Here is a 14,428-nt window from a genome sequence, read left to right as displayed (position 1 = left end):
GAGTTTAAATCAGTTTAAATTCAAAATTGTAAATTAAAAAAAATGTTAAAGCAATTTATCACCCTAACTATCTTTATTTGTGCAATGCCATTGGCAAATGCCCAAGTCAATTCTACTATTCCACTTCCAACAAATTTAGAGGATGGCTACCCGCGCTTGTATATTACAGAAAGTGGAAAAAAGGATTTAGAAAAAACTATTAAAAAGGAATCTTGGGCTCAAGATGTTTTAAAAGGGATTCATAGTCGTATTGATGCTTATGTAAAACAGCATGTTGATGACCCAGAATGGATGGTGTCTCGCTTGCAAATGCATTGGAAAACCAAAGCGACTAATATTTATGTTAACGGTATAAATTACTCGCATGCTGATGGTGAAGCACCTGTTCCAACAGTTCGCTTTGTGGGGTCTCGAGATTATACAACACCTTACGGAACCCCTAATTTGGAAGATGTTTTGCCATATATGGACGATCCTCGAGGGTTATATTATCCTAATAGAAATAAAGAAGGTCATCCTTTTGAGTGGGTTCATCCGTCAAAAACAGGTAGAATAATTTATTCTATTAATGCAAATATAATAGGATTGGCCAGAGATGCAGCTTTTATTTATTGGCTAGAAAAGGATGAACGCTATGCTAAATTTGCTTACGATATTATTCATACATATTTAGAAGGTATGTCATATAGAAGCGAACCTATCGATTTGCTTAATGGTCACATACAAACTCTAGTTGGTTTTACAAACTTTCAAGTTATTCATGAACATGTACTTATAGATGTGGCCGAACTTTATGATTTTTTACATGGTTATGTTGAAGGCAATCATTCTGAAAATATGGCAATGTATGAAAAGACCATTAAACGCTGGACCGATCAGATTATTAAAAACGGGGTGCCACAAAATAATTGGAATTTACATCAAGCTAAAATTATTTTAAAAGCGGCCATGGTATTGCAGAATAATGAAAATTATGAAGATAAAAAAGGACGCGAATATTACATTGATTATATTTTAAACAAAACCTCCACGCGCCAATGGTCGCTAAATAAATTTTTAGATTTTGGATACGATAAAACCAATGGTGTTTGGGCAGAATGTCCAGGGTATTCGCAGGGTGTAACCAAAGATTTAACCGCGTTTATTAAAGATTTCGATAATACTTTCAATCATAATATTTTGCCTTATATGCCGGTTATGGAAAAGGCTGTAAAAATGTTACCTCAGTACTTATTTCCTAATGGACAAGCGGTTGCTTTTGGCGATTCAAATTATTCAGGTATTGGTACCGAGGCTATGACAAACCTAATTCGTGTGGCTCAAAGTAATAATAATAAGGTGCTAGAAAAAGAGTTTACAGGCATGTATCGTTTATTTGCTGAAGCGGATATAAATTCTAGTAAAAAATCTAGAAAACCAAAAGCTGATATATCGTCGTTCTTTGCAAGTAAACCATTAGAGTTTAATGCAAATTACAAAGCCGGAGATATTAATGATTATATTACTCAAACCTTTTATGCGCCCAACGTAAGTTGGCATGTACAGCGTATGGGAACAGGTAAACATGGTATGATGGCGTCATTAAATGCCTCACTAGGTAACCACATGCATGCCAATGGTATTAATTTGGAATTGTACGGAAAAGGCTTTGTACAAGGTGCTGACCCAGGTAAAGGTGCTGGCTATTTACAACCTATTTATTTGGAGTTTTACTCGCAATTTCCTGCACATAACACGGTAATGGTAGATGGCGTTTCGTCATATACTGAAATGTTTAGTAATCACGCCTTCGATTTAATGGGAGAATATCCAAAGGCAGAAAAGAAAACAGGCTATTATTCAAACATAACCCATTCCGATGTTTATTTTCTAGAACCAGAAACACGTAGCGACCAAAGCAGAATTGTTAGCACGATAAAAACAGGTGAAACTACAGGATATTATATTGATATTTTTCGTTCTAGAAAACAACGTAAAGGCGATAAATTTCATGATTATTTTTATCATAATTTAGGGCAAACCATGGAAGTTTTAGATGCTTCAGGAAAACCTTTAAACCTAGAGCCTACTGACGAAATGGCTTTTGCAGGTGGTTACCTATATGCTTTCGATTATCAATGGGATAAGAAATCAATTAAAACCAATAAGGATTATCAAGCACAATGGAAAATTGATAGACCCGATGGCGAAGAAGATGTATTTATGAATCTTTGGATGATGGGGGCAGAGAATAGAGAAATATTTTCTTTAAAATCACCACCAAATAAAGCTTTTAAAGGAAATCATGGTCTGCCTTACGAGGTTGATAAAAAACCGTATTTAACCTTTGCTGCCCGTCAATATGGCGAAGCCTGGGAACGCCCATTTGTATCCGTTTATGAGCCATTTACTTCAACCGAAGGTAAAAGCATAATAGCTATAAATAGCTTTAAAGATGAAAACAATGGAACAGAGTTTGTAGGGTTACAAATTACAAGCAAATCGGGAAGAGAAGATTTAGTGTTTTCTTCAAAAAATCAAAAAACGGCTAAATATAAAGGTATATCAACAAATGCCAACTATGCTTTAATTGGTAAAGAAAAAAATGCAGATTTTGTTTTGTTTATGGGCAATGGAAATCATTTAGTAACAAATGATTTTAAAATTAAGGCAAGTGAAATAGGTAATGTTGTTTTAGAGAAAAAAGCAGGACAATTTATGCTGCATAATGAAGTGCCAGTAGTTATTACATACAAAAAGAAAGAAAAGAAATTTGAAGCCGGTGATTCTCGAATAGTAGATTTAAAATAGTATGAAAAAAACTCGATCGTCAATAAGTAAATTAAAATACTTTAATGTAATAGTTTTTTTAATAGGTGTTTCTAGCTTTCAGTTTGCAGCCGCACAATCATTGGAAGGCTATAGTTGGGAGACACTAGAAACAAACGGAGATCCCGTAGCGCGCCACGAGGCTGCTTTTATTGAAGTGGAAAATAAGTTTTATTTAATGGGAGGAAGGCGTATTCAAGATGTTTCTATTTTTAATCCTAAAACGAACACGTGGACAAGTGGGGCTAAACCACCAATAGAAATTCATCATTTTCAAGGGGTTACATTTAAAGGAAATATTTACGCTATTGGTGCACATACTGGAGAATATCCACATGAAATTCCTTTAAAACAAGCCTATGTTTATAACCCTAAAAAGGACAGTTGGTCTACAGGTTTTAATATGCCTGAAGGTCGGGTTAGAGCCTCAACTACGGCAAATATTTATAAAGACAAACTTTATATTGCTTGCGGAATCATTGACGGGCATTGGGACGGACACGTAAAATGGTTTGATGTTTACGATTTTAAAACAGACAAATGGACAAAATTACCTGACGCTCCTCGCTTTAGAGACCATGCAACGTCTGTTATTTGTAATGATAAATTATATCTTTTAGGAGGTCGGGTTTCTTCAGGAAAGATTAAAAAGGTGTTTGAGTTGACAGTGCCAGAAGTAGATGTTTATGATTTTAAAACAGGTAAATGGAGTACTTTGGATAAGCCTGTGCCAACACAACGAGCTGGTTGTACGTCCATTTGTATAGGTGATAAAATTTTGTTTGCTGGAGGAGAAAGTATTACCCAAAAAACGGCTCATAATGAGGTAGAATGTTTGGATACAAAAACAGGAGATTGGAGTACGTCACCTAACTTAATAACAGGTAGGCACGGAACCCAGCTAATTTGGCATAAAAATCAATTATATATAGCTTCTGGCTGTGGTCAAAAAGGAGGAAGACCAGAATTAATAACCATTGAAAAATTTAGTAAATAAATAATAAATATGAAAATAATTAATTTAATAAAAGGATTTACCGCGTCATCAGTTTTATTGGTATTGTTTTTTGGCTTTCAATTCTCTGTGTTCGCACAAACACCTGAAGAAAAAGAGATTTTAGAAACCTTTTCGAACCGAGAAACTGTAGTTTATAAAACCATAGATGGACAAAAGTTGGATATGATTATTTTTTATCCCGATGCAGCTAAAATGAAGGCTAAAAATCCATGGATGATGCATGTTCACGGTGGTGGATGGGCAGGAGGTAGTAAGTATAAAGTACTAAGGAAATCCTTTTTAGGTACTTTAAAATCACTTCTTGAAAATGGTGTTGTTTGTGCAACCATAGAGTACCGGTTGGCGCGTGGCAATTCTAATGCTTATGATTCTGCAGTAGACGCTAAAGATGCAGCTAGGTTTCTATTAAAACATGCAAAACAGTATAAATTAGACAAAAGACAATATGGTATTTGGGGAGGTTCAGCAGGAGGACATTTAAGTTTAGTAACAGCTTTGGGTAAAAATGCAGATTTTAAAGGAGATCCGGATTTATTGAAATATGCTCCTAAATTCAAATGTATAACTTCTTATTTCCCTTTTACATCTTGTGTAAATCCAGACATAAGACCCAATTCCATTTTTGAAGACGGAAAACTATTTGTTAGACTTTTAGGTGCGCCTTTAAGTGAAAAGCCAGAATTAGCTAAATTGCTTAGTCCGACAGAACTTTTGAGAAAAAACAGTCTTCCAATATTACTAATACACGGCGATAAAGATACGACTTTGCCTATCATTAATTCTACGTATATGATGGAGGTGGCCAAGGAGAAAAAGGCAGATGTTGAGTTATTGACTATAAAAAATGCTGGCCATAGTTTTAGTGGGAAAAATATTTCGCCTTCAATGGGAGAACTTAATGATTATGCTACCAAGTTTATTCTTTCGCATATAAAATAAGGATTGCTTTAATTTAAGTTAATTGCAATTATGTGGACTGAATAAATAAATAGGCTATTCATACCTGTTATAAGTAATAGTTTATATGAAATGGACTATAATTTATATTGAATATTCCTTGATATGTTATTTTTGTTTAAAATATTAAATTTTAAAAAAAGGTTAGCATAAATGGGGTTTAAATTGGAGAAAAAGAAGCAGTTAAAATATGTCTTAGGGGTATGTGTTTTAGTGCTTTTAGTAAGTTGTAAAACATTAGAACAAGAAAAAGAAACCAAAACTGACGATTTAGTACTTTGGTACAATGCTCCTGCAGCTAACTGGAATGAAGCACTTCCATTAGGTAACGGAAGATTAGGTGCTATGGTTTTTGGAAATCCAGAACACGAAAACATCCAATTAAACGAAAATACACTTTGGGCTGGAGGACCGCATAGAAATGATAACCCAAAAGCCAAAGGAGCACTATCTGAAATTAGAGCACTGTTGTTTGCTGGTAAGTATGATGAAGCTCATAAAATAGCAAACAATAAATTTATTTCAGAAACATCAGCAGGAATGCCTTATGAAACTGTTGGTAATTTACGTTTAAACTTTTCAGGACATGAAAATTTCACGAATTACAAGAGAGCATTAGATATTGAAAATGCGGTTAATACCATGTCTTATTCTGTAGATGGTGTTACTTATAACCGAGAAATTTTTACGTCTTTTTCCGATCAAGTTATCGTAATGAAATTAACGGCTAATGAAAATGGAAAAATCAGTTTTGCCGCTAGTATGGATCGCCCAGAGCCTGCAAAAGTTTCATTGTTTACCCAAAATGATGATGTTTTAGTGATGACGGGCTATGGTAGCGATAATAAAAATAAACGATTACCAAAAAGTTCACCTGCGATTAAAGGCGAAGTAGAGTTTGATTCTAGAGTAAAAATAGTACCGGAAGGTGGAAAAGTAACGGCATCCAATAATCAATTAGAAGTTACAAATGCTAATAGTGTAACGCTTTACATTTCAATTGCAACAAATTTTATAAACTATCAAGATATTGGTGCAGATCCGCATAAAAAGGCTGCCGATTTTATAGCTGAAGCTGAAAAGAAAAACTACGAGCAGCTAGTAAAAGATCATTCAAGTTATTATCAACACTATTTTAATAGAGTAACGCTTGATTTAGGAGCTTCTGAAGCATCTAAAAAACCGACAGATGTTAGAATTAAAGAGTTTAGTTCAAGTTTTGATCCGTCATTAGCAGCCTTATATTTTCAATTTGGAAGGTATTTATTAATTTCTTCGTCGCAACCAGGAGGGCAAGCGGCAAATTTACAAGGTATTTGGAATAAAGATTTAACTCCACCTTGGAAAAGTGCATATACGGTAAATATTAATACCCAAATGAATTATTGGCCAGCAGAGGTGACTAACCTCACCGAAATGCACGATCCTTTAATTCAATTGGTTAAAGAATTATCTGTTACAGGGCAAGAAACAGCACAAGTTATGTATGGAGCCGAAGGTTGGGTTACCCATCATAATACCGATTTATGGCGAATTGCAGGACCAGTAGATGGTGCTACTTGGGGTATGTGGCCAACGGGTGGTACATGGTTAAGTCAGCATTTATGGGATAAATTCATGTTTAATGGCGATTTAGAGTATTTAAAATCGGTATATCCTGCTATGAAAGGCGCTTCAAAATTCTGTTTAAGTTTTTTAATTGAAGAACCTGAAAATGGATGGTTAATAGTATCTCCAAGCATTTCACCAGAACACGGTCCTAGTATTCGTCCTAAAAATGTGAATATTGAAGCAGGAACAACTATGGATAATCAATTGGTATTCGATATGTTAACCAAAACGATTAGTGCAGCCAAATTGTTAAATGTTGATGCCGATTTTGTTAAAGATATGCAAGCTGCTGTTTTAAAATTACCACCAATGCAAGTGGGACAACACAATCAACTTCAAGAGTGGATGCAGGATTTAGACGATCCAGACGATAAACACCGTCATGTATCGCATTTATACGGATTGTATCCTTCAAATTTAATTTCGCCATATAGAACCCCAGAATTATTTAAAGGCGCAGAAAACACTTTAATTCAAAGAGGCGATCCATCAACGGGATGGTCCATGAACTGGAAAATTAATTTATGGGCGCGTTTGTTAGATGGTAATCACGCCTACAAATTAATGGAAGAACAGATTAAATTAGTTGGGCGACCAGATTCTCCAAAAGGAGGAGGGACTTATGCTAATATGCTAGATGCCCATCCACCATTTCAAATTGATGGTAATTTTGGATTCACTTCGGGTTTAACAGAAATGTTGGTACAAAGTCACGATGGTGCCATACATTTAATACCTGCTTTGCCAGATGTTTGGAAAGATGGTAATACAACAGGATTAAGAGCTAGAGGTGGTTTTGAAATCGTTTCTTTAGAATGGAAAAATGGTGAGGTAGTAAAAGCTGTTATAAAATCGAAACTTGGTGGTAATCTTCGTATTCGTGCATATAACGAATTAAAGCTTAATAATGGAAACCAATTGAATACAGCATCAGAGGGGAATAAAAATCCGTTCTATCAAATTCCAGAAATTAAACAACCTTTAATAGCGGACGCTGCACAATTTAAACCATTGTCTTTAAAAGCAACGTATTTATACGATATAGAAACTAAAGTTGGAGAAGAAATTACCTTAATTCAAAACTAAAATTTAGATACCTTATTAATAGTGGGGAACTGTAAAAAGATTATTATAAAAAAAAACAGCATCAATTAGATGCTGTTTTTTTTAGTATTTACCGTATCGTTTAATTCTTAATTAATTTCTTAATTACAGTGCCTTGCTCATTTTTAAACTTTAGGAAATGTACTCCCGAACTAAGATGCTCTAGAGTTATTTCTTTTTGGTGATTTAAAATTTCAGCCTTCATCTCTAAAACACCTTGGATATTATATATCTCTAGAGTTGTATTAAAGGCATTAGTAATATTAATACTGTTTGTTGCAGGGTTTGGGTAAAATTTAATTTGTCCTAATGAGAAATTATTAACGCTTAAAGTATTTGTGCCATAAACTTCAACTTCGGCAAGCTGTATTCCACGAGCAGAAGTTTTTGATATTTTTACAACCTTTCCAACAATAGTGCCAACATCTATTGTTAATGAGGGGTTGGGGTAATCTACATAAACTTGGGAGAAGGTAACATCTCCATTGGCATTGGTAACTTCTACAGTAAAATTATTTAAGTTTTCCGTATAACTTCCGCCTGTTCTGTTGTAAATTACAATTTCCCATATGGTTTTGTCGGCACCTAAATCGACTTGCCACCATTTAAGAGAGCCCTCCGTTCCATGCTCTGTATGAGATACAGAACCCGAACCAAAATTACCATTGGTGTTACCGTCATTCGCTCTGCTGGCATCACCGCCGTAATCTGTGCTAGACTGCGAAGCCACGCCACCGTTGGAAGCTAAAGCTAGGTTAATTAAATCTGGTTTTTCTTGATGAAACTCAAACCAATCTAAATTAAAAGCGCCATTACCAAAATATAAATAAACCTCGTGGGTGCCAGTAACATCTTGAAGTAGCGTTTCTGTTACCTGTTCCCAAACTTCCCATCCTCCTGTTTTTGGAACGGTAGTATTAGCTATTAAGGTGCCTTCTGTGGGGTGGTCTAGCATAACGTTTATAAATCCGTTTTCGATAGTTTCTTCGGTAGGATAACCGGCTACATTAAAAGTAATTTGTGCTGGCGCTACTGATGTAAAATCTACACTACCATACCGAATCCACTCGCCATTGTTAATACCTCCAAGGTATTCGTCATTAATAGGAACTACCCCAAACATGTCGCAGTACTCTAATGCATCTAATTGGGAATAGGCATTGTAAGTTACACCACTACATTCGTCATTATTAAAAAAGAAATTGTCCATATTTAAAAATGAAGTGCCTGTACCTTTAAATACAAAGTAAATATCATGTGTTCCTGTTATATTCGACGATGTATAACTCGAGAAAACCTCATAATTATCATTATTTCCTGTGTTCTCAACAACTACAGAAGTTAGTAAAGCACCATCAATGGAACCACTTCTAACTTCAATAGTCCCACTGCTAGTTGAAGATGCTAATATTTCAATTTCGTTGTAAACATCGTCATTTCCAAAATGTATATTATTAAATCTTAAATAATCACCATCATCAATAGCTCCAATGGATTTATTAAAAATAGATAATTCGTTAACAGTTATACCAGATGATTCACAGAAGTTTTCTGCACTAATAGGTAGAAAAGGGTTGTATGATGCTTCCGAACAGGCATCTGGACTAAAGGATAGTTTGTCTAAATTAAATAACCAACCGGTTTCATTTACACTAGCAAATACAAAATATAGGTTTGTTAATCCGTTAACCACTTGGTTTAAGTTAGCAGAAAACGTTTGGTAATTAGATTCGCTATTGGTACTGCTAATAGGTATTGTAGCTAGGAGTGTTCCGGTACTACTATCTTTTCTAACTTCTATAGAAACATCATTATGTACACTGGATACAATAGCTTCAATTGAGGTCATATTTGTTAAATCTATCGCATCAAAGCTTATCCATTCTCCGGCATTAATACCGTAAACTTCACTTGTGTTTGAATCACCATTTATATTTCGCGTTCCTATGCCAGACATATCATCATAACATTCAGCTTCAAGGTTGTTAGCTGTATTATTACAAGGTTTTTCTGTAACGCAATCGGTTAACTGGGTTACGGTATTGCTTGTGCCATTGTCCGTTACTGGTCCACAAGAGTAAATGTTACAATTCGATGCACTTTCCAATATAAGTGGGTAAGGCGTATTGTTTGTTAAAGTGATATTATTTGCATTTCTAGAAGGTGGTGGTGTTACAGACCCTGCTAAAAAACGATTTGCAGGTCTTGTGCCTCCTAGCACAATTTTAATATCTGGATTATAGTATGTAGTACCGTCGTGTATTGTAAGGTTGTGGTTTGTTCCTCCAGCGAAAAAATAAGGTGTGTCTCCAATTTTAGGAATGTAGTTATCTAAAATAGTAACCTCGTAAGTAGCGTTTGAACGCGAAATATCTTCTGATAAAATTGGACCAACGGATGCATCTGCAAAACAATTAATGACTTCGCCATCGTTACCTAACCAGAAACCACCTTCGCAAGCAAGAGCAGTACAGTTTTCAATACGTTTGTTCTCACCACCTTCGGCACCAGTATTTACGCCTACACGCATTTTTACAATGGTACAATCAATTACGGTTGTGTTTTCGGTAGCTCTACTTACGCCAGTAGAATCTCCGTTGGAATCATGTATTACACCTGTTGAATAGGCTCTAATACCAGCTTCTTGAAGGCTAAATGTGTAATCGCTTGTATGGTCTCTTAAGTCAAATCCCCAAACGGTTTGGTAATCTACATTGTCCGCAGGAGAGTCGGTACCTTCTTCTTGCAACATCTCGCCAACAGTTCGAAGCTCACCTTCTACATAACAACCTTCTATTTTAGCATAATGAGAACCTTGTACAAAAATACCATGCCCATAAGCTCTCATTATAACACTACAATCTTTTATGTGGTTTCTGTCTCCTCTAACTAAAATCCCTGCATGTTTTTGATGCGAAATTACAGAGCCACCACCTTTTCCAAAAGTATCGCCATAGCCATAAGGAAAAGATCCTCTTACGGTTGTTTTAAATCCTTGAATTAAATTATCTGCACCATCAAGATGTATAGAGCCAGCACCTTTAGATGGCACAGTCATCCCTATATCTTCCATGGTTAAATTTAGGTATACATTATCATTTCCAGCCGCCCAAAATTCGATAATATCGTTGTTTCCAAATAAGGTGAAAATTTTGGTGTCTATTTCAAACTTTACATCTGTAAAATCGAATGTGCAGTTGTTTCCTGTGAATAGTAGTAGTTTGGGATTGTCGAATAGTTTCCCTTCCCCACAATTGTTAGAATTAAAATAATATGTTCCCGGAGTCATTACAAAATTACCATCATCATCAGCTAAATGACTTTTTAATTCGACAAGCGAATTAATTATAGTTTGGGCCTGTAAATTTCCCAATAATAAGAACATTATTGGGAGTAATGCTAATTGTAGTTTTTTTTTCATTTTTAGTATAATTTAGTTGTTTTTCAAATTAAATTATAAAAAATGTAGGAATTAGTAATTTATGAATCATATGGTTTAAAATAGTGCCCATTTTATAAAAATCTTCTGCTTTTTATAAGGAAATATTGGGTTTTTGTATTTTTTTGTTAGGAATATAATAATGTGGTATTTGGCAGTTCTAATAGAAATAAATTATTAAACGAGGAGTCCTTTTAAGGGGGATTTGTAAAGATTAAATCCTCAATTAATTTTAGAATTACATATAAATACTAAGCTTCAAGAAGCTTTTGTAGTAAAATATGGTAATATGTTATAATAATTGATTCATGGTTTATATGGTTTCCTTATTGAATTTTTTATAATTGTTAACCTGTTTATTGGTAGAAATCAAAAATATATTATAAAACTCATGAAGCATAAAAAAATTTGGGTTGATGGTGAAGATTTTCCATCAATATTCGGAACAGGCACCGCAGACTATTATGCGTATTCATGGGGGCGGAAAAAGCACAGATTTTTATGAGCATCCTTTTCACGCACAACCAAAAAGTAATGTGTACAATAAGTTAAATAGAAAACCGAAAGTTATCAAAGGGAAAAACACTTCTGGTTATAATATAGAAACTAGAACAAGAGCTTTAGATATAATGCCATTTAGTAGCTCATTGCAATTAGATATGGAAGTATGGAGTTGGACAGATTGCGAAATGGGTTATGGTGTTGGTGTATATTGGTATGGCAATAGAGAAACAACGTCAAACAGTGTAATTGATGAAAAGGAGGTTTTAAATGTACCCCCTTTGCCTAAAGACTTTCCGAACAATAAACAATAAATCAAAAAACAACCAAACTAACTTTATATTTCATGAAAAGCATCAAGAAATTCTATGTCATTAATCTCATAATTTTAATATTATTATGGACGGGTTGTCAACCAAAATTTAAACATAATTTTGAAAAAACAGAACAAGGTGTTACTATAATTCAGGATAGTATTACCATTCATATAGATGTGGTAAATGAGTCAATTATTCATGTTAAAAAATCCAAGAATGGGGTAGAACCTATTAGTCTTCCAGATTATGTTACGGTATTAAAACCTCAAAATGTAAATTGGGAAATTACCGAAAACACAAGTGCCTTAATTATAAGTACTAAAGCTATAAAAGTAATTGTTAATGCAAATGGTGAAATTGAATACCAAACCAAGGAAAGTAAAAACTTGGTTTCAGAAACCAATACAAATACCTATATAAAATTAAATGAAAAGGCAGAAAATAAAGTGTCTCAAGCTTTTGTTGCAGCAGATGAAGCTCTGTATGGTTTAGGGCAGTTTCAAAGTGGGATAATGAATTGGAAACACGTACCAATTCGCTTGCAGCAATACAATCAAGAAATTGCGGTTCCATTTTTAGTGTCTACTAAAGGCTATGGTATTTATTGGCATAACTATAGTTTAACAGATTTTAATAAACCAGTAAACGAAATAGAGTTTGCTTCAACAGAAAATATGGCTACTCAAAAAAGGAATACAGATGTTAAGGTTGAAGGCGAAAAAGAAGATGTTGCAGCGCATATTAATAAAGCTAAATCAGATAAAAAAAACATTAGAACTACCACTTTTACACCTGCAAAAACAGGAGAATATACCTTTTTAGCTTTAAGTGATAACGATGGGCGTATGCGCGGAGAAATTAAAGTTACAATAAATGGAGATGATGTTATAAACTATTCAACCATATGGATGCCTCGTCGATATTCGGGTAAAAAACATTTAGAAGCTGGTAAAAGTTATGAGGTGGTTTTTCAAAATACAGGAGCTAAAATTCCTGGAAAGCTTTTTTATAATGAACCAGATTTTAATAAAACTGTTTTTAGCAGTACACAAGGTAATACCATAGACTATTACATTGTAGAAGGTGAAAATCCTGAAGAAATTATAGCGCAATATCAAAATTTAACAGGTAAAGCACCTTTGTTTCCAAAAAGTGCTTACGGTTTTTGGCAATGCAGAGAGCGTTACCATAATCAAGAGGAATTGTTAGAGAATGCACATCAGATGCGAGATCGTAACATTCCTTTCGATAACATAGTACAAGATTGGTTTTATTGGCCAAAAGGCACAAAAGGGCCAGAGTGGGATCGTGCAAAATATCCAGATCCAAAAGGTATGGTAGATGAGGTTTCAAGTTTAAATTTAAAACTTATGGTTTCTGTTTGGCCAGAGGTTAAAAATAAAGCGCTAGAGGAAAAGTATAATATTAAAAAAATTAAAAGTAGTAACTATATCGATGTATATGATAAAGGTGTGAGCGAACGTTTTTACAGAATGTTAAGCGACTCAATGTTTCATAACGGTGTAAGTTCAATTTGGTTGGACGGTACAGAGCCAGAAGGTGTAAAAGATGCCACACAAATGACAGCTGTGGGGCGTTTTAATCAAGTACAAAACCCCTATTCATTAGAGGTAACACGAACCATGTACGAAGGTAGACGCGAAGAGTTTCCTAACCAGCGTGTATTTAATTTAACACGTTCTGCCTATGCAGGACAACAACGTTATGGAGCTACTTCTTGGTCTGGCGATGTTGAAGCTTCTTGGGAACAGTTAGAAGAGCAAGTTGCCGCAGGTTTAAATTTTACTATGACAGGAATTCCATATTGGTCGCACGATATTGGAGGCTTTTTTAGAGATTCAAAATCTATAAACCCACAATACGATAACCAATATACTAACCCAGAATTTATAGAGCTCTTAACACGTTGGTTTCAGTTTGGTGCGTTTAGTCCTGTGTTTAGAATTCACGGGTATAAATCTGAAACTGAAATTTGGAGATATGGGCAAGAATTTGAGAATATGGCTAGAAAATTTATAGATATCAGGTACCAATTAATGCCATATATTTATTCTGAAGCATGGAAAGTAACTACCCAAGGAAAACTGCTAATGGCGCCTTTAGCTTACCAATTTCCTAATGACAAAAATACTTGGGGGATTAAAGATCAATTTATGTTTGGCGAATCCATTTTGGTAGGTGTCGTTACAGAATATCAACAAAAAACCAAGGAAATGTATTTACCAGAAGGCACTTGGTATAATTTCTGGAATAATGAAAAGACTGAAGGTAATAATGCAATATCTGTTAGTACTCCTTTTGATGAAATGCCTATTTTTATAAAAGCAGGAAGTATTTTACCTATTGGGCCAAAAGTGCAATATGCTAACGAAAAAACAAAGGAATCTACTAGCATTGTGATTTACCCAGGAAAAGACGCAGAGTATACCTTGTATTTAGATGATGGTGAATCTTATAATTATGAACAAGGTACCTATTCTGAAATTATTTTTTCGTATTCAGAAGAAAATAAGACCTTAACGGTTAAAAAAGGTGATGGTGAATATTATGATTTTGAAGGCGCTCCTTTAGAATTCACCTTCCAAATGGTGGGTGAAAAAAGTGGAGATCGTCAGTTCTTTTTAGGTAAAGAATTAACAATTCAATTTTAAA

The 14,428-nt window shown here is 34.6% G+C and carries 7 protein-coding genes; 6 read left to right on the top strand and 1 reads right to left on the bottom strand.

Features of this window, described 5'->3' with window-relative positions:
- Window positions 1-42: 42 nt before the first annotated feature.
- The 4 genes from ABJM36_RS09145 to ABJM36_RS09130 all read left to right on the top strand — a co-directional run bounded on the left by ABJM36_RS09145 (window position 43) and on the right by ABJM36_RS09130 (window position 7,480).
- Window positions 43-2,790: a six-hairpin glycosidase gene (locus ABJM36_RS09145; protein WP_348451159.1), complete on the top strand. Its 2,748-nt coding sequence runs from the start codon at window positions 43-45 to the stop codon at window positions 2,788-2,790.
- 1 nt (window position 2,791) lies between these two features.
- A complete protein-coding gene (locus ABJM36_RS09140; RefSeq protein WP_348451158.1) occupies window positions 2,792-3,805 on the top strand; it encodes a kelch repeat-containing protein in 1,014 nt (337 codons plus the stop codon).
- A gap of 9 nt (window positions 3,806-3,814) precedes the next feature.
- A complete protein-coding gene (locus ABJM36_RS09135; RefSeq protein WP_348451157.1) occupies window positions 3,815-4,765 on the top strand; it encodes a prolyl oligopeptidase family serine peptidase in 951 nt (316 codons plus the stop codon).
- Window positions 4,766-4,936: 171 nt separating this feature from the next.
- Window positions 4,937-7,480, top strand: coding sequence for a glycoside hydrolase family 95 protein (locus tag ABJM36_RS09130; RefSeq protein WP_348451156.1), 2,544 nt, complete (start codon window positions 4,937-4,939; stop codon window positions 7,478-7,480).
- 100 nt (window positions 7,481-7,580) lie between these two features.
- Here the strand turns inward: ABJM36_RS09130 and ABJM36_RS09125 are convergent, their stop codons facing one another.
- Window positions 7,581-10,919 carry a carbohydrate-binding protein gene (locus ABJM36_RS09125; protein ID WP_348451155.1) on the bottom strand — a complete coding sequence of 1,113 codons (3,339 nt, stop codon included), beginning with the start codon at window positions 10,917-10,919 and terminating at the stop codon, window positions 7,581-7,583.
- A gap of 434 nt (window positions 10,920-11,353) precedes the next feature.
- Here ABJM36_RS09125 and ABJM36_RS09120 point away from each other — a divergent pair, with 434 nt between their 5' ends.
- On the top strand, window positions 11,354-11,752 hold the full coding sequence (locus ABJM36_RS09120; protein ID WP_348451154.1) for a DUF2961 domain-containing protein: 399 nt from the start codon (window positions 11,354-11,356) through the stop codon (window positions 11,750-11,752).
- 32 nt (window positions 11,753-11,784) lie between these two features.
- A complete protein-coding gene (locus ABJM36_RS09115) occupies window positions 11,785-14,427 on the top strand; it encodes a TIM-barrel domain-containing protein (RefSeq protein WP_348451153.1) in 2,643 nt (880 codons plus the stop codon).
- Window position 14,428 lies beyond the last annotated feature (1 nt).

Source organism: Algibacter sp. (assembly GCF_039977455.1).
Classification (GTDB): Bacteria; Bacteroidota; Bacteroidia; order Flavobacteriales; family Flavobacteriaceae; genus Algibacter_B.
Note: the sequence above shows the minus strand (reverse complement) of the source record. Positions and strands in the feature narration are given on the sequence as shown.